This window comes from Micromonospora sp. WMMA1923, from assembly GCF_049179195.1.
In the GTDB taxonomy this organism is placed as follows: Bacteria; Actinomycetota; Actinomycetes; order Mycobacteriales; family Micromonosporaceae; genus Micromonospora; species Micromonospora yangpuensis.
The window spans coordinates 6334034-6350335 of sequence record NZ_JBMHLZ010000001.1 but is presented as its reverse complement, the minus strand read 5'-3'; the positions used below and the strand labels follow the sequence as shown (position 1 = coordinate 6350335).

The window sequence follows — 16302 nt, the reverse complement described above, 5'->3', positions numbered from 1 at the left end:
ATACGCAAACCCCTTAGGTCTGACCGGGTGGTGCGGCCTGCCGGGGCAGGACCCGTGGAGCCGATACCGGCGCCCGATAATTTCGGTAATCGCGGCGTTACCGTTTTCGGCAACCTATGGTCCGCGTCAAACCGTGTCAAGGGCATCGATGTCTCGGTGGGTCATCGGCCCGCACTCCCGTACCGTCCACACCCGACACCGCGTCGCCGAGGGGCGTGTTAAGGTCTCCGAAACTTTCGATGCGGATGAGGCTCCGATGACAGCATCCCGCCCCCAGTCGTCCGGCCCACCGGCCACCGCCACCATCGCGACCATCGCCGGTGAGGTCGGGGTCTCGGTGGCCACCGTCTCGAAGGTCCTCAACGGCCGCTCCGACGTCTCCGCCTCGACCCGGGCGCGGGTCGAGGCCAGCCTGGAACGCCACCGGTACCGCCGCCGCAACAGACGGCAGCCGACCAGCGCCGGACAGATCGACCTGGTGTTCCACGAGTTCGACTCCGAGTGGGCCATGGAGATCATGCGCGGGGTCGAGGCGGTGACCTCCGCCGCCGGGCTCGGGGTGGCCGTCTCCCAGCTCGGCGGGGAGCACAGCCCGTCGGCCCAGTGGCTGGACGCGGCGCTCGCCCGCCGGCCCCTCGGGGTGCTCTTCGTGCTCTGCCACCTGACCGAGCTCCAGCAGCAGCAGCTCCAGCGCCAGTTGATCCCGTTCGTCGTCGTCGACACCGACAGCGCGACCTCGGCCTCCGTGCCGACCGTCGGCTCCAACAACTGGAACGGCGGCCTGCTCGCCACCCGCCACCTGCTGGAGCTGGGGCACCGGCGGATCGCGATCATCTCCGGCCCACAGGACGTACTGTGCAGCCGGGCCCGCGCGGCCGGCTTCCGGTTCGCCCACGACGAGGCCGGGGTGCCGGTCGATCCCGAGCTGGTGCGCTACGGCAGCTTCTACATCGACTCCGGTTACGCGTACGGCATGGAACTGCTCGGCCGACCCGACCGGCCGACCGCGATCTTCGCCGGGTCGGACATGCAGGCCATGGGGGTGCTCCGGGCCGCCCGCCAGCTCGGCCTGCGGGTCCCCGAGGACCTCTCCGTCATCGGGTACGACAACCTGCCCTTCGCCGCCTGGATCGGCCCCGCCCTGACCACGATCAACCAGCCGCTGCGGGACATGGCCGGCACCGCCACCCAGATGCTGCTCGACCTGGCCCGGGGCGCCGAGTTGTCGACCAGCCGGATCGACCTGGTGACCGAGCTGATCGTCCGGGAGAGCACCGCGCCACCCGCCGACCCGACGGGCACCGACCCGCGCTGACCCGCGCTGCCCTGACCCGCGCTGACCCGCGCTGACCCGCACCGAGCCTGCGAGGTGTGCCGTGCCGTTCGACCTCCCCCTCGACCAGCTCCGGCGGTACGCGCCGACCGTCGCCGAACCTGTCGACTTCGACGGGTTCTGGCGCGCCACCCTGGCCGAGGCCGCCGCCCGACCGGTCCTGCTCGACGTCCGGCCGCACCACACCGGCCTGCGCCTGGTCGACTCCTTCGACGTCACGTTCGCCGGCTTCGGCGGTGATCCGGTCCGGGCCTGGTACACCCGCCCGGCCGGGGCGGCGACGCCGCTGCCCGCCGTGATCGAGTACGTCGGCTACGGACGCGGGCGTGGCCTGCCCCACGAGCGGCTGACCTGGCCGGTCGCCGGCTACGCCCACCTGCTGATGGACAGCCGGGGTCAGTCCGGGCTGTACGGCGTCGGCGACACCCCGGACCCGCACGGCGCCGCCGGCGGCCCGTCCCCGGCGACCTGGGGAATCCTCGACCCGTACGACTACCACTACCGCCGTCTGATCACCGACGCGGTCCGGGCCGTCGACGCCGTACGAGCCCTGCCCGGGGTGGACGCCACCCGGGTCGTCGCGGCCGGCAACAGCCAGGGCGGCGGGCTGGCGCTGGCGGTGGCCGGCCTGGTCGGTGACCTCGCGGCGGTGCTGACCACCGCCCCGTTCCTCTGCCACGTGCAGCGGGCCATCGAGCTGACCGACGCCGTGCCGTACGGCGAGATCGCCCGCTACCTCGCCGTACACCGGGAGGCCGAGGCCGCGGTCCGGCACACGCTGTCGTACGTGGACGGCGTGACCTTCGCCCGCCGGGCGACCGCGCCGGCCCACTTCGGGATCGGCCTACGGGACAACGTGTGCCCGCCGAGCACCGGCTTCGCCGCCTACAACCAGTACGGTGCCGCGTCCGGGCTGCCGGCCCCGCCGGTCCGGGAGCTGCACACCTACCCGTTCAACGGCCACGAGGGCGGCGAGGCGCTGCACACCCGACGTCAGTTGGACTGGCTGGACCGGATCTGCCCCCCGGCAACCGCCCGGCGGTGACCACGCCGGCTCCACCCCGCCTGCCGGCCGCCTCGACGCCGGCTCGCCCCCGGCGGGCCGGCCCGGCAGCTGACGACGCCCCGAACGCGACGACGGCCCGCCCTGCTGAGCAGGGCGGGCCGTCGGAGGTCAGCGGTAGGTCAGTGGCGACGGCGTCCGTACGTCCCGGCGACGACGGCGACGCCGATCGCGGCGAAGCCGATCTGGAGGGCCAACTCGATCCAGTCGATGCCCGGGGTTTCGGCCACCCCGAAGGCGCCGGCGACGATCGTGCCGAGGAGTGCCGCGAGCACACCGATGAGAATGGTGAGCCAGATCGGGATGTTCTGCTTGCCCGGTACGACCAGCCGGCCCAGCGCGCCGATGATCAGACCGAAGATGATGGCGGTCAAGATGCCGGAAACTTCCACCAGAGCCGTCCCTTCAACAGTTGTCGTCGGACGTACTGGTTCCCGTGCGTCGACTCCGGCGAAACCCATGGACCGGTCGTCGGGGTAAACGTCACGCAACCGTCACAGAACCGTGGGTGTCCCGTCGTACCGTTACCTCTCAGTGCGTTTTGGTGAGCACACGGTTGGTAGTCCTGCCTTGCGGTAGGACGGTCCCGGTCTGACCGACGGATGCCGTGCCGGGTTCACGCTTCTTCGCCACCTGCCCGCGTATGCGGGTCTTCTGGTCGGCTCCACGTGCTGCCACCGGGCCACTCCCGGCGGTGTCGAGATCAGCCGCCAGAGCGGCCAGATTGAGCGCGGCGTTGTGGTCCCGGTCGAGGACCAGACCGCACGCCTCACATTCGTACTCGCGCTCGGACAGGGCGAGCTTGGCTTTCACCGCGCCGCAACCCGAGCAGGTCTTCGATGACGGGTACCAGCGGTCGGCCACCACGAGCCGGCCACCGTTCCACAGGGTCTTGTACGTCAGATACCAGCGGATCTCCGCGAATGCGGCGTCGGCGATGTTCCGGGCCAGCCTGCGGTTACGCAGCATGCCGGCGACGTTGAGGTCTTCCACCACGATCGTGGCGTGCTCGCGGGCGAGTCGGGTGGTGAGCTTATGCAGGCCGTCGCGGCGCACGTTCGCCACCCGGGCGTGAGCGCGGCCGAGCCGGGCCGCCGCTCGTTCCCACCGCTTCGAGGCTCGTCGTCCGGTGCGCCGATCCGGGCCGGTCTTGCGCGGCAGTGCCCGGCCCCACGAGCGCACGCGCTGCTGCGCGTCCAGGAGGTGACGCGGGTTGCCGACCATCTCACCGGTGGACAGGACCGCGAGGTGCGTGATCCCGACGTCCACACCGACGACCGACTGCGGCCGGGCGGGGACGCGCTCGGCGCGCTCGACCTCCACCGTGAAGGAGACGTGCCACCGGCCGCCGTCACGGCGCACGGTCGCGGACATGATCCGGGCGGTCCCGTTGTCCAACCGGCGGGCCAGTCTGCGTGCGGACTCGTGCAACTTCAACCGGCCCAGTCGGGGCAGCACCACGTGCATCCGGTCGGGCTCGACCCGGATCGCCCCGGTGGTGAACCGCACGGATGGTGCCGTACGGCGGCGGGACTTGAACCGGGGGAAACCGGCCGGGCGTCCGGCCCGCACGCCCTGACGGGAGTCGGCCCAGTTCTTCAACCCGCGAGCGAGCGCGTCGAGGCCCGTGTTGAACGCCTCCTTCGACACCTCACCCCACCACGGCGCGACTGCGGGTTTCGCGGCGTTCCACGCCTTCCGAAGACCGGCCAGCGACCAGTGCAGTGAAGGCGTCAGCAACTCGTCTGGCACGCCGTATGAGCGTTCGGCGCTGCGCTGGTCCATGACGGCCTTGACCCGCGCGAGCGCCCAGTTGTGTGCGACCCGGGCCGCCCCCGCGTGCGCGAGGACGTCGAGTTCCTGGCGCGAGGTGAGGTCGAGGGCGAACCGGTACGCCTGGAACGTTTTCACACCGGGTCACTCTCAGTGACGGCTTCGACCGCCCGGCGGGCACGGGTCGCGGCAACGCGACTGCCGTACAGGCGGGCGCACAGCGAGGTCAGGATCTCGGTCACGTCCCGAACCAGGTCGTCGTCGACCTCAGCCGGGTCGACCACCAGCAGACGCCGGCCCTGCGCGGACAAGGCGGCTTCGACGTACTCGGCCCCGAACCGGGCGAACCGGCCCCGATGCTCGACCACGATCGTTGACACCGCCGGATCGCGCAGCAGCGCGAGGAACTTCTCGCGGTGCCCGTCCAACGCGGATCCCACCTCGGTCACCACCCGGTCAACGGCGAGTCTCTGCCCGGTGGCCCACACCGTCACCCGGGCAACCTGCCGATCCAGGTCAGGTTCCTGGTCGGCCGATGACACCCGGGCGTACACCACGGTCTGCCCAGTCTCGGCCGACGTGCCGGTGACCGGCTCACCGACCATGATCAGCCGGCCGATCCGATAGGTGGGAACAGGCAGCGTCCCGGCAGCGTACTGCCGCCGAGCAGTGATGTACGCGATGCCGGTCGACGCCGCCCACTCCTTGAGGTTCACGCCAGCATCATAGCAACCTAAAGAGCGCCATAGATGCTCGACACGGCAGCAGCTAACACCCCCGACGGCGCGGCGGATGCCGGTGAGCGCGAACCGCCCCGGCACCCGCCTGCGTGTCCGGGTCAGTTACCGGTGAGGGCGACCAGCGCCTCGGCGGTCCGGAAGTACGGGTTGCGGCCGAGGTCACCCACGGTGGTGATGTTGAAGGCCTGCTTGAGCAGCTTGGCGTCGCCTTCGCTGACCCCGGCGAGGGCGGCAACCGGGGCGTCGACCAGCTCGGCGAGGGTCTTGTCCTGGTACGCCTTGTCAACAAGCTTGGTGAGGTCGGCGGTGACGGGCATGCACAACTCCTTCTGAGTCACCGATCGGCGCAATACCGACCGGATCCGGTTAAACCTACTCAATTAGATCATCTTGCGATGCACCCGGTCCACTGAGGACCGACGTGCCGGGATGAACCCGGCCCGCCGCGCCACAGGCCACAGAGAGCCGGTCAGAGCGCCGGGCCGGGCCTAGCCCTCGTCCTCGTCGGCCTCGCCGGCCTCGGCCTCGGCCTCGTCGTCACCGAAGGAGTCGAAGACCTCGTCGGCGATCATGCCTCCGGCGAAACCGAGCGCCGCACCGCCGGCCACGCCGGCCACCACCGCGCCCATGCCTGGCCCGCGCTGCTCGTGGTGCTCCACGTGCTGGCCGTACCCGGGGGCAGGTCCCGGCTGGCCGTACCCGGGGCCATAACCGGGCTGGCCGTAACCGGGCTGGGCATAGCCGGGCTGGCCGTAGGCGGGCTGGCCGTAGCCGGGCTGGGCGGGGGGCATGCCGTAGGGCGCGGGGCCGCCGAGCAACCCCTGCCGCTGGGTCAGGGCCTGCCGCAGCCAGCCGTCGACCTGGGCGGCCCAGTCGACCCGGTCGGCGTCGGCGTGCGCCACCTGATACCGGCCGTACGAGTCGTGCCCGCCGGTGAAGAGGCCACCCCGCTTGTCGAACTCCAGCACCACGTCCACGCCGTACTCGTTGGCCACGAAGGTCAACTCGACCTCGTTGATCCCGTCCGCGTACTGCGGGGCGGTGTAGTACTCGATCTCCTGGTAGAAGGGCAGCGCCTGGGACAGGCCGGAGATCCGGCCGTACTCCAGGTCGGCGCCCTTGAACTGGAAACCGAGCCGGCCGAACGCCTCCAGGATGCGCTCCTGCACCGGCAGCGGGTGGACCTGGACCGGGTCCAGGTCACCCTTGTCGACGACACCACGGATGGCGACCTCGGTACGCAGACCCATGGTCATGCCGTGCAGGCGCTGCCCGTACAGGGCGGTCACCGGGGTCTCCCACGGCATCGGCACCTGGAACGGCAGGGACAGGTGCTGCCCCTCGCGCAGGGTGAGGCCGCCGGCCACCGGCACCCGGTGGAACTCCAGCACCGCGTCGTGCCCCTCCTCGGCACCGTCGACCTCGACCCGGGTGACCAGCCCGACCACGATCTGGTCGATCTCGACATCGTGGCTGCCGCCGGTGAGGTTCACCTGCCCGTCCAGCGGCAGCCCCGGCCGGGTGTCCGGATTCGACAGGACCGTGTCGACGCTGGGCGCACCGACTCCGAAGGCACCCAGCATCTTCTTGAAGACCACGCACTTCTCCCTCGACGACGATCAGACGAACGTGACGTGAACCGAATTCACGCCAAACCCTTGCCAGCAAAGGAGATCGAGCACGTCCTCAGTGGATCGGGTCTGCCGGGGAAGCTAGCACCGGAAACTGAGAGATAGCTGAATGCAGTCGGACAACTACTATCGGATATGAGTGCTGCTCGCCTACCCTCCGGTCACTCCGGGGCGCGCGGGGTACGCAACTCGGGGACGTTCCAGCCGGCACGGCGGGCACCGGCCTGGTAGGCGCTCTCCAGGAAGTCCAGCACCGCCGCGCGGGGATCGGCCGCGGCCCGGACGTCGTCGTAGGTCAGCAGGGCCAGGTGCGCACCCCGGCTGGCCACCCAGCGGGCCTGCGCCGGCCGCAGCGGCTCCTCGGTCAGCCCGCCCGGCTCCGGCGCGGTGTACGAGTAGAAGGCCGGCTCGGGCACGTTGTCGTCGCCGAACCAGAACCCGGCACTGATCACCTCGTGCGAGTACGCCTCCCGGGTCACCGGATCCGCCTCGGCCGGCTGCGGCACCTTCCGGTCGGAGAACCGGGTGACGGCCAGGTCGAAGGTGTGCCAGAAGTGGTGCACCGGGCTGGTCTTGCCATAACAATGACCGGCGAACTCCTCCAGCACCAGCCCCACCTGGCTGAGCACCTGCCAGTACCGGGTGACCCAGAACGGGTCGTACGCGTCGTGCCCGGTGTCCTCGGCGAACGGGGTGCTGTCGCCGAGGTCGAAGGGCACGGCCCAGATCTCGGTGTCGATGCCGAGCGAGGCCAACGCGGCGAAGAGCCGCTCGTGGAAGGCCGCCACCGAGAGCCCGACCAGCGGAAACGACACCGACTCCCCGGCGAGGGTGTTGACCACCAGCCGGTGGTCGACGAAGTCGAAGTCGACGGCGAAGACCTTGTCCCGCCCCATCGGCCGGGTGGTGATGCCGCGTCCGGTCACGTGGAACGGCACGTGCCACCAGTGGTTGCGCGACGGCGCCTGGTCCAGGCGGATCTTGCCGACGATCTGCATGAAGCGGTGCAGGGTCTCCTTCGTCGGCTGCCAGGCGGACAACGGAATGGGCGGAAAGAGTTCGGTCATTCCCCGATCCTGCCTGGTCGCGATGTGCCCCGCAGTCGAGCCCGACCAATCCCCCACCTCCATCGACGAGTGCTAATCTCCGGCGGTCGGTTTGTGCGAGCCACTCGATAGGGGATCGGAATGTCGATGCGCAACGGCGTGCGGTACGCCCTGACCACGCTGGCCCTGACCACGCTGGCCCTGACCGGCACGGCGGTGGTCGCGGCGGCGACTCCGGCCGCCGCCGCTCCGGCCACCGGCGCTGTGGCCACCGCCGCTCCGGCCACCGGCGCTGTGGTCATCGCCGCTCCGGCCACCGACGCTGCCGACACGGCACGTGCCGCCGGTGACTGTCCGTTCAGCAGGACCGTGTGCCTGTTCGACCAGACCGGTTACCAGGGCACCCGGTTCACCGCCTCGTCGACCACCTCGGGCGGCACCTGCGTCAGCCTGGTCAGCCACGGCTTCGGCGACCGGGCCCGTTCGGTACTCAACGGCGGCAACTCCTCGGCTGCCCTGTTCGCCCTGGACAACTGCGCCGGCGGCCCGTACCAGGTGGCGGCCAACAGCGGGATCGCGGACCTCGGCACCTTCCGACCCAACAGCGTCTGGGTGCCCTGACCAGGGCCTGTCACCCGGCAGCACGGGCGGCGAGGTAGGCCTCGACGGGTGCCACCAGCTCGGCCGACGACAGGCCGGCCTCGCCGCGCCGGGCGATCCCGGGCAGTCGCGCGGTCACCGCGTCCATCAACCCGCCGGTGGCCTCCGGCGTCGCGTCGATGGCGGCCGGCACGTCGTGCCGGCCGGCGGCGAAGACGATCTCCCGCACCCCGGCGGCGGCCGCCACCGTCCGACAGATCGCACACGGCTCGCAGCTGGAGTACACCACCGCGCCGCCGAGATCCGCCGACCCGGTCCGTCGGGTGGCGTCCCGGATCGCGGTGACCTCACCGTGCGCCGACGGATCATGATCGGTCAACGTGGTGTTCAGCCCGGCACCCACCACCGTGCCGGCCCGCGCCACCACGGCCACGAACGGCAGCTGCCCGGCCGCCCCGTGCCGCTGCGCCAGGTCGACCGTCCGCGCCAGCACCCCAGCCTCCCCACCCAGCTCCGCGACCCGCTGCCCCACCAACGCCGCCGGCCCGTCGCCGGCCGCCAGCTCCTCGAAGAGCGTCACCGGTACGCCCGCAGGCCCGTCCAGGCGGGCGTTGCGCGAACCCCACGGGGTCCGCACCGGCGCGGCCACCAACCGCGCCCCCACCCCGGTCAACGCGTCGGTGGCCGCCCCGACATCGGTCACCTCGAAGGCCAACCGGACCGCCCCGGTGGGCGTACCCCCGGTCTCCACCTCGGCGATGAACCGCGCCTGGGCGGCGTTGGCCAGCTCCAGCGTGGCCCGCCCGGCGTCGAGGATGACCACCCGGGCGCCGTCGGGGCCGGCGAACGCGGCGGATTCCGGCAGGCCCAACGTGTCCCGGTAGTACGCCACCGCGGCGTCGAAGTCGTCGACGGTCAGCACGACCCGGAGCTGGTTGACATCGATCTCGGCCATCCCCGCACTCTAGAGCCGACCACCGACAATCCGCCGCGAGGTTTCGGCACCCGGGCCGAGGGGTGGCGGGCGGTCCGGCACCCGGGCCGAGGGGTGGCGGGTGTTTCGGCACCCGGCCGCCGCCGCACCGCCCGACCCGGGCCTCGCACGGCGACGGCCGGGCCGGTCAGCCGTGCTGCTTCGACTGGCAGGGCACGCAGAAGCGGGCATGTGGGAGCGCCTCCAGCCGGGCCACCGGGATCCGGACCGCGCACTTCTCGCAGACGCCGTAACTGCCGTCCGCGATCCGGCGCAACGCGCCGTTGATCTGCTCGATACTGGTCCGGGTCGCGGCCACCAACGCCGAGTGGTCGTACGCCGCGCCCGGGTCGCCGGTGTCCGCGGTGAGCTCGGTCAGTTCCCTGAGGCGGGCGCTCTGGGCCGCGTACCCGGCGGTCAGTGACGCTCGCAGGTCAGCCAGCCGGCGCTGGTCGACGGCAGGATCATCGATATTCATGGTTGGTCCTTTCGGGTTGTCCGGAAAAAGAAAAAGGCCGAAGCTCGGAAGCTTCGCCCTGGCGGTCGTCGATAGGAGGAACGACCTGCCGGCGGCCCGCGGCCACACCGAGCCGGGCTCGGCAATCCGCCCGCGTTGACCCCGGCAGGCACCAGGCCCCGCACACTGCCCGCCGAGGCGCGCACGCGCTGGCCCGCCGTCACGGTGGTGACGGCGGTGCAGCCAGGGCGCAGGAGCGACATCGGACCACCATAGGCCGCCAGAACAAGAAAGCCAACGGCGTTTCCCGAGGCCAGCCGGCGACTGTTCCCGAGCTTGATCCACTCACCATCCGGGATACCGGGGCCGCCGGCCGGGATCGATACCACACCATCCGCGACGCAGGGTGGATCAAGCTCAGGACCCGACACGCCCCATCGGCGAGGGTGCACCGGCGGCACGCAACAGGGCGCCGCCGGGTCACGGTGCCGCCACTGGCCGCAGGTCCGGCTCCACCACCCAGCGCGGGCCGCGCCGAGCGGGCAACCGCGGTGGGCATCCGCCCAGCGCGAGCCCCAGCCGAGCGGGGTCGGTGAGAGGGGTGCCCCGCTCTACCAAAAGCGTTAACAGGGGGCCCTTCCTTACAGCCAGTTGCGGCGTTTGAAGATCAGGTAGAGGGTGCCGCAGACCAGGCCCATCATCATGACCGCGAAGAGGTACCCGAACCGCCAGTGCAGCTCCGGCATGGCGTCGAAGTTCATCCCGTAGACCGTGCCGATCAACGTCGGCGCGAAGAGGATCGCCGCCCAGGAGGAGATCTTCTTGATCTCCTCGCTCTGCTCGTAGCTGGCCGCGGTCAGGCTGCGCATCTCCTCGTTCTGCTGCTGCGAGACCAGGGTCGCGTTGACGGTCAGGATGTTCTGCAGCAGGTGCCGGAACCCGTCCACCCGCTCCACCACGTGGGTCAGGTGGTCCGAGACGTCCCGCAGCCGGCGCTGCAGCTCCTCGTCGGTGCCGTACTTGGCGAAGCCGGCGGTCAGGTTCTCCAGCACCCCGAGCAGCGGACGGGCCGCCCGCTGGAACTCGATCACCTCACGGCTCAGCTCGTAGATGCGCCGGCTCACCTTCGGGTCGCCGCCGAACACCTCGGTCTCGATCTCGTCGATGTCGTTCTCCAGCCCCGCCACCACCGGGGCGTACCCGTCGACCACCTGGTCCAGCACCGCGTAGAGCACCGCCTCCGGGCCCATCGCCAGCATCGCCGGGTCGGACTCCATCCGGCGCCGCACGGCGGCCAGGTCGGGGGCCTCACCGTGCCGGACGGTGATCACGAATCCGGGGCCGAGGAAGAGGTGCAGCTCGCTGAACTCGACGTGCTCCCGGGAGTCGACGTAGCGGGCCGCCCGCAGCACCACGAAGAGCGTCTCGCCGTACCGCTCCAGCTTGGGCCGCTGGTGCGCGGTGATCGCGTCCTCCACGGCCAGGTCGTGCAGCTTGAACTCCCGGGCCAGCGAGGCGATCTGGCCCGCGTCGGCCCGGTACAGCCCGATCCAGGCCATCGCCGCGTCCTGCTCGTGCAGGCACCGGTACGTCTCGGCGAGGCTGGCCGGGGAGGCGTAGCGCCGGCCGCCGGTGTAGACGGCGCTGTCGACCAGCCGGCTGGTCGACGCCGGGATCCCGTTGGGTGCCGGCGGGCGGGGACGCGGCCGGACCGCAGCCGAGCCGTTGGTCCAGCGTCCGATGGCGTTGGTCAGGGCGAAAGCGCGCAGCTTCGCGGGCATGAGGGGCTCCTCGGCTCCGGTGGGCGGAAGGCACGCCCCTCGGGCCGGCGACAGCTCAGCCGGTGGTGACCGCGGGGGCGGCGATGGTCGTCGAGTTGGTACTCGGAGGTTCGCTACCCATGGCGGTGACCACCTCCCTCGCCCGTCGCTCCCGGTGCGCGCAGCCCGGCCGGATCCGGGTGCGCCGGGCGGAATCCTACCCGGCGTCGGGCCGTCGACGCGTACTCGCCGTAGTCGAATTCACGTCTGTTCACGCGGTTGTTACTCGGCGTCACAACCAGCCCCGGCGTCTGAAGATCCGGTACAGGGTGCCGCAGACCAGTCCCATCAGCACCACCGCGAAGAGGTACCCGAAGCGCCAGCCCAGCTCGGGCATGTGCTCGAAGTTCATCCCGTAGACCGTGCCGATCAGGGTCGGCGCGAAGAGGATCGCCGCCCATGCCGAGACCTTCTTGATCTCCTCGTTCTGCTCGTAGCTGGCCGCGGTCAGGCTGCGCATCTCCTCGTTCTGCTGCTGGGAGACCAGGGTCGCGTTCACCGTCAGGATGTTCTGCAGCAGGTGCCGGAACCCGTCCACCCGCTCCACCACGTGGGTCAGGTGGTCCGAGACGTCCCGCAACCGCCGCTGCAACTCCTCGTCGGCGCCGTACGCCCCGCTGCCGGCGGCGAGCACGCCGATCATGCCGAGCAGCGGGCGGGCCGCCCGTTGGAACTCGATCACCTCCCGACTGAGCTGGTAGATGCGCCGGCTGGCGTTGGGGTCGCCGCCGAACACCTCGGTCTCGATCTCGTCGATGTCGTTCTCCAGCCCCGCCACCACCGGGGCGTACCCGTCGACCACCTGGTCCAGCACCGCGTACAGCACCGCCTCCGGGCCCCGGGCCAGCACCTGCGCGTCGGCCTCCAGTCGCCGTCGGACCGCCACCAGGTCGGGCACCTCGCCGTGCCGGACCGTGATCACGAACCGGGGCCCCAGGAAGAGGTGCAGCTCGCTGAACTCGACCACCTCGTGCACGTCGTCGTAGCGGGCCGCCCGCAGCACCACGAAGAGCGTCTCGCCGTACCGTTCGAGCTTGGGTCTCTGGTGGGCGAAGATGGCGTCCTCGACGGCCAGCTCGTGCAGCTTGAACTCCCGGGCCAGCGACGCGATCTGCGCGGCCCCCGGCCGGTAGAGGCCGATCCAGGCCATCGACCCGGCCCGCTCCTGCATGCACCGGTACGTCTCGGCGAGGCTGCCCGGCGACGCGAGCCGGCGGCCGGCGGCGTAGACGGCGCTGTCGACCAGCCCGTCACCGGGCCCGGCCGGCGGCTCCCCCGGGGCACCGGGCCCGGCCGGCGAATCACCCTGGGCACCGTGCTCGTCCAGCCGACGCCCGAAGCCACCCGTCGGCAGATCCGTCATCAGGGCGCCCCCTCTCCGGTACGCCGTCCCTCGCCCTTGGCCCCCGCGCCGGTCTCGCCGACGGCGGCCAGCCGTCGGGACACCCGCGCCGCCCGACTCCCCGGGACCACCACATTCTTCCGGAATCACGACCCGCGCGGGGTGCTACCCGGGCGGTTCACCACCGGCCGGGCCACGGGGACGCCGGGGAGGGAAACGGGTGACCGAACCGTCCGGTCAGCCGGTAGGTTGCCGGCATGTCGACGTTGCGAACCGAGCTGCTGCCCGAGACCCGACGTGCGTTGCTGCACCGGCTGGCCACCGGCCAGGTGCAGGGCCGCGCGCCGTCGGTCGTCGCCGCCGTGGTGCGCGACGGTGGCCCGGCCTGGGTGCGGGGGTACGGCAGCGTGGCCGGCGACGCCGCTGGGGGCGACGCCGCTGGGGGCGGCGTCGGCGGGGGCGGCGTCGGCGGGGGCGGCGTCGGCGGGGGCGGCGTCGGCGGGGGCGGCGTCGGCGGGGGCGGCCGAGAGCCGGACGGCGACACCCAGTACCGGATCGGCTCGATCACCAAGACCATGGTGGCGACCCTGGTGATGCGGTTGCGCGACGAGGGGCGGCTCGCCCTCACCGACCCGCTCGACGCCCACCTGCCCGGCACGGCCGCCGGCCAGGCCACCATCGCCACCCTGCTGTCGCACACCGCCGGCCTGGCCGCCGAGACCCCCGGCCCGTGGTGGGAACGCACCCCGGGCTCGCTCCGCCCCGAGCTGACCGACCTGCTCGGCGATGACGCCCAACTCCACCCCGCCGGGCGACGCCACCACTACTCCAATCCCGGGTACGCCTTGCTCGGCGCGCTGGTCGAGCAGCTGCGCGGGCAGGCGTGGGATGAGGTGCTGCGGCGGGAGGTGCTGGAGCCGCTCGAGATGACCCGGACCACCCTGCTGCCGGTCGCGCCGCACGCCACCGGCTGGGCGGTGCACCCCTGGGCCGACGTGCTGCTGCCCGAGCCGGCGGAGCGGACCGGCCGGATGGCCCCCGCCGGTGAACTCTGGTCCACCGCGACGGACCTGGCCCGGTTCGCCGCGTTCCTGCTCGACGGGGACGAGCGGGTGCTGCACCCGGACACCGTGGCCGAGATGCGTCGCCCGGCAAGCCCGCCGGAGGCCCACGACTGGGACGGCGGGTACGGGCTCGGCGTGCAGCTGCTGCGCCGCAACGGTCGGCTGCTGGCCGGCCACGGCGGCTCGATGCCGGGCTTCGTGGCCACGATCTGGGTGAGCGTCGACGAGGGGCTGGGCGCGGTCGCCCTGGCCAACGTGACCGCCGGTTTCGCCGTCGGCGCGCTCACCGCCGAGCTGCTGGAGACGGTCGCCGAGCGGGAGCCCCGGATCCCGGCACCCTGGCGACCCCTGCCCTCGGTCGATCCGCAGGTGCTGGCGCTGGCCGGGCCCTGGTACTGGGGCCCCTCGCCGTACGTGCTGCGCCCGCTGGCCGACGGCTTCCTGGAGCTGATGCCGCTGAGCGGCCGGCAGGGACGGGGCACCCGGCTGCGCCCCACCGGTGACGGCCGGTGGGAGGGGCTCAGCGGCTACTTCGCCGGCGAGCGGCTGCGGGTGGAGCGCGACGCCACCGGCGAGGTGACCCACCTCGACCTCGGCAGTTTCGTCTTCACCCGGCAGCCCTACGACCCGGCGGCACCGGTGCCCGGCGGCGTCGACCCGGCGGGCTGGCAGGCCGGCTGACCCCGGCGCGGGTGCCCCGTCTCGCCACCGCGGCCAGGGTGACGGCCTAGCCGCCCGGCCGGTGAGAGGGGTTCCCCGCTATACAAAAAGCGTTAAGAAGGGGCCCTTCCTTTCACGTCAGCGGCTGATCAGGCTGCGTAGGCGGCTCCGGATCCGTTGGCGCAGGCTTACCGGTTTCGGGGCCGCCGGCACCACGGGAGCGGCGCCGTCGGCGGGGATCCGGACCGGTTTGGGCAGCTTGACGTCCATGGTCCAGCCACAGTTGTGGATCCGGGCCTTCAGCACCCACTGGCCCTGCGTCCGGCCACTGTTGAAGGTGCCGAAGTCGATGGTCGCGGTGCTGCGGTGCACGAGCTGGAACGCCCCGGGCGGGCCGTCCGGCACACCGACGCGTTCGGTCCGGGTCTCCACCGGGAGGAAGATCTCCTCCTTGGTCTCCTTGCGCCAGGCGAGCAGATCCATCTTGGCCCGCCCCACCTCGACGGTGGAGTCCACCCGGTCCGGGTCGATCTCGGGCACCGGCAACGCGAGCAGGTCCCGCCCGTCGGCCTCGACGAAGGTGACCGGCCGGTCACCGGAGAGCAGGTGCCCGGAGACGGTCACCGACAGGACGTGACCGGCCAGGTCCCGCCGGTCCAGGGTGGCGCTGGCGCGTACCCCGGTCTCCCACTCGGCCAGGGTCCGCAGGTCGCTGAGGCGACCCCGCTCGGCCAGGAACGCCACGGCGCGCTGCCGGGGCGGCAGCCCGGCGGCGACCCCGGGCGCGAACCTCTTGGTGATGATGTCGCGCACCTCGCGGGCGACCTCTGCCACCCAGTCCTCGGGGGCCTCCAGCATCGGCTTGCCGGAGAGCCGGCTGATCATCTCGTTGCGCAGCCACCGCCGGTGCAGCCGGTCGCGCAGCGCACCGGGCTCGGTGTACCTGTCGACGATGTCGAGCGCCTCGCGCAGGTTGGTGTAGTAGCCCGCCGGCTCCATCCGCACGGCGGTGACGTTGCCGGCGTCCTGCCGGCGGATGTGGTGGTAGCAGGCGTAGTCGGAGAGCACGCAGACCCGGCTGGCCAGCAGGAACGCCCGGATGACGAAGACGTGGTCCTCCAGCCGTCGCCGCCCCTCCGGGAAGCGCAGCTCGTGCGCCAGCAGGAAGGACCGCCGGAACAGCTTGTGGCAGGTCATGCTGTCGACAAGCGGCGCGTCGGCCAGGGTCACCCCGAACCGGTTCTTCCGGAACAGCTCCCGGGGCACGCCCCGCCCGTGACCGACCATCTTGCCGACCACGATCTCGCTGTCGTGCTCCGTGGCGCAGGCGTACAGGCGCTCCAGGGCCTCGTCGCCGAACCAGTCGTCGTCGTCGGCGAAGAAGACGTACTCGCCGCGGGCCCGCTCGATGCCGATGTTGCGCGGGCGCGACGGCCAACCGGAGTTCTCGATGTGCACCACGTGGAAGTGCGGGTGCTCGGCCGCCAGCTCGTCCAGCCGGGCGGGCGTCTCGTCGGTCGAGCCGTCGTCGACGACGATCACCTCGAACTCCTCCGCCGGCAACGACTGGCGCAGCAGCGAGGAGACCAGTTTCTCGATGTGCGGTCCCGGGTTGTAGGCCGGCACCACGACACTGATCTTGGGCGCGTTCGTAGCGATGGTCATGCTCTCTTTCTGAGCGGTGATCGTCTTCACCGGGTCGGACGCTCAACGAGGGCGACCGGTTGCGGGTGTCGCCACGGGGTGCGATCCGGAGTGGACGGGACTCCGACCTACCGGGTAGCGCGCGTCACGACGCGC

At 71.8% G+C, this 16302-nt stretch carries 15 protein-coding genes; 4 read left to right on the top strand and 11 right to left on the bottom strand.

The features are described from left to right. Positions 1-256 precede the first annotated feature (256 nt). Complete coding sequence (locus ACN28G_RS29030) at positions 257-1315, top strand: LacI family DNA-binding transcriptional regulator (RefSeq protein WP_091433882.1); 1059 nt, start codon at positions 257-259, stop codon at positions 1313-1315. Between the two features lie 61 nt (positions 1316-1376). Then, positions 1377-2378, top strand: coding sequence for an acetylxylan esterase (locus ACN28G_RS29025; protein WP_091433881.1), 1002 nt, complete (start codon positions 1377-1379; stop codon positions 2376-2378). A gap of 140 nt (positions 2379-2518) precedes the next feature. Here ACN28G_RS29025 and ACN28G_RS29020 read toward each other — a convergent pair whose 3' ends face one another. From ACN28G_RS29020 to ACN28G_RS28995, 6 genes are all read right to left on the bottom strand, one after another. Further along, complete coding sequence (locus ACN28G_RS29020) at positions 2519-2788, bottom strand: GlsB/YeaQ/YmgE family stress response membrane protein (protein ID WP_091433880.1); 270 nt, start codon at positions 2786-2788, stop codon at positions 2519-2521. 139 nt (positions 2789-2927) lie between these two features. Further along, positions 2928-4307: an IS607 family element RNA-guided endonuclease TnpB gene (gene tnpB, locus ACN28G_RS29015; RefSeq protein WP_091433879.1), complete on the bottom strand. Its 1380-nt coding sequence runs from the start codon at positions 4305-4307 to the stop codon at positions 2928-2930. Then, positions 4304-4885: an IS607 family transposase gene (locus tag ACN28G_RS29010; RefSeq protein ID WP_421480999.1), complete on the bottom strand. Its 582-nt coding sequence runs from the start codon at positions 4883-4885 to the stop codon at positions 4304-4306. The genes tnpB and ACN28G_RS29010 overlap by 4 nt, the downstream gene beginning before the upstream one ends. Positions 4886-5007: 122 nt before the next feature. Next, positions 5008-5226 carry a hypothetical protein gene (locus ACN28G_RS29005; protein ID WP_091433878.1) on the bottom strand — a complete coding sequence of 73 codons (219 nt, stop codon included), beginning with the start codon at positions 5224-5226 and terminating at the stop codon, positions 5008-5010. Positions 5227-5397: 171 nt separating this feature from the next. Next, a complete protein-coding gene (locus ACN28G_RS29000) occupies positions 5398-6507 on the bottom strand; it encodes a sporulation protein (RefSeq protein ID WP_421480794.1) in 1110 nt (369 codons plus the stop codon). Positions 6508-6701: 194 nt separating this feature from the next. Continuing rightward, positions 6702-7607, bottom strand: a complete 906-nt coding sequence (locus ACN28G_RS28995; protein WP_421480793.1) for a DUF5996 family protein — start codon at positions 7605-7607, stop codon at positions 6702-6704. 120 nt (positions 7608-7727) lie between these two features. Between ACN28G_RS28995 and ACN28G_RS28990 the strand changes: the two genes are divergently transcribed. Beyond that, positions 7728-8207 carry a peptidase inhibitor family I36 protein gene (locus ACN28G_RS28990; protein WP_421480792.1) on the top strand — a complete coding sequence of 160 codons (480 nt, stop codon included), beginning with the start codon at positions 7728-7730 and terminating at the stop codon, positions 8205-8207. Positions 8208-8217: 10 nt separating this feature from the next. Here ACN28G_RS28990 and ACN28G_RS28985 read toward each other — a convergent pair whose 3' ends face one another. The 4 genes from ACN28G_RS28985 to ACN28G_RS28970 form a co-directional block, all read right to left on the bottom strand. Then, positions 8218-9141: a deaminase gene (locus tag ACN28G_RS28985; RefSeq protein WP_421480791.1), complete on the bottom strand. Its 924-nt coding sequence runs from the start codon at positions 9139-9141 to the stop codon at positions 8218-8220. 166 nt (positions 9142-9307) lie between these two features. After that, on the bottom strand, positions 9308-9637 hold the full coding sequence (locus ACN28G_RS28980) for a TraR/DksA family transcriptional regulator (protein ID WP_421480790.1): 330 nt from the start codon (positions 9635-9637) through the stop codon (positions 9308-9310). Positions 9638-10257: 620 nt separating this feature from the next. After that, positions 10258-11397, bottom strand: a complete 1140-nt coding sequence (locus tag ACN28G_RS28975) for a magnesium and cobalt transport protein CorA (RefSeq protein ID WP_091433872.1) — start codon at positions 11395-11397, stop codon at positions 10258-10260. A gap of 271 nt (positions 11398-11668) precedes the next feature. Then, positions 11669-12799 (bottom strand): magnesium and cobalt transport protein CorA, encoded by a 1131-nt coding sequence (locus ACN28G_RS28970; protein ID WP_091433871.1) that lies wholly within the window; start codon positions 12797-12799, stop codon positions 11669-11671. 236 nt (positions 12800-13035) lie between these two features. Here ACN28G_RS28970 and ACN28G_RS28965 point away from each other — a divergent pair, with 236 nt between their 5' ends. Next, positions 13036-14523 carry a serine hydrolase domain-containing protein gene (locus tag ACN28G_RS28965; protein ID WP_421480789.1) on the top strand — a complete coding sequence of 496 codons (1488 nt, stop codon included), beginning with the start codon at positions 13036-13038 and terminating at the stop codon, positions 14521-14523. A gap of 117 nt (positions 14524-14640) precedes the next feature. Here the strand turns inward: ACN28G_RS28965 and ACN28G_RS28960 are convergent, their stop codons facing one another. Then, positions 14641-16167, bottom strand: coding sequence for a glycosyltransferase family 2 protein (locus ACN28G_RS28960; RefSeq protein WP_421480788.1), 1527 nt, complete (start codon positions 16165-16167; stop codon positions 14641-14643). Between the last annotated feature and the right edge of the window lie 135 nt (positions 16168-16302).

Bases quoted from the DNA above. Each gene is read 5' to 3' on its own strand.
- ACN28G_RS28990 (WP_421480792.1), top strand. From the start codon at position 7,728: ATGTCGATGCGCAACGGCGTGCGGTACGCCCTGACCACGCTGGCCCTG.
- ACN28G_RS28960 (WP_421480788.1), bottom strand. From the start codon at position 16,167: ATGACCATCGCTACGAACGCGCCCAAGATCAGTGTCGTGGTGCCGGCC.
- ACN28G_RS29005 (WP_091433878.1), bottom strand. From the start codon at position 5,226: ATGCCCGTCACCGCCGACCTCACCAAGCTTGTTGACAAGGCGTACCAG.
- ACN28G_RS28965 (WP_421480789.1), top strand. From the start codon at position 13,036: ATGTCGACGTTGCGAACCGAGCTGCTGCCCGAGACCCGACGTGCGTTG.
- ACN28G_RS28995 (WP_421480793.1), bottom strand. From the start codon at position 7,607: ATGACCGAACTCTTTCCGCCCATTCCGTTGTCCGCCTGGCAGCCGACG.
- ACN28G_RS28975 (WP_091433872.1), bottom strand. From the start codon at position 11,397: ATGCCCGCGAAGCTGCGCGCTTTCGCCCTGACCAACGCCATCGGACGC.
- ACN28G_RS28970 (WP_091433871.1), bottom strand. From the start codon at position 12,799: ATGACGGATCTGCCGACGGGTGGCTTCGGGCGTCGGCTGGACGAGCAC.
- ACN28G_RS29030 (WP_091433882.1), top strand. From the start codon at position 257: ATGACAGCATCCCGCCCCCAGTCGTCCGGCCCACCGGCCACCGCCACC.
- ACN28G_RS28980 (WP_421480790.1), bottom strand. From the start codon at position 9,637: ATGAATATCGATGATCCTGCCGTCGACCAGCGCCGGCTGGCTGACCTG.
- ACN28G_RS28985 (WP_421480791.1), bottom strand. From the start codon at position 9,141: ATGGCCGAGATCGATGTCAACCAGCTCCGGGTCGTGCTGACCGTCGAC.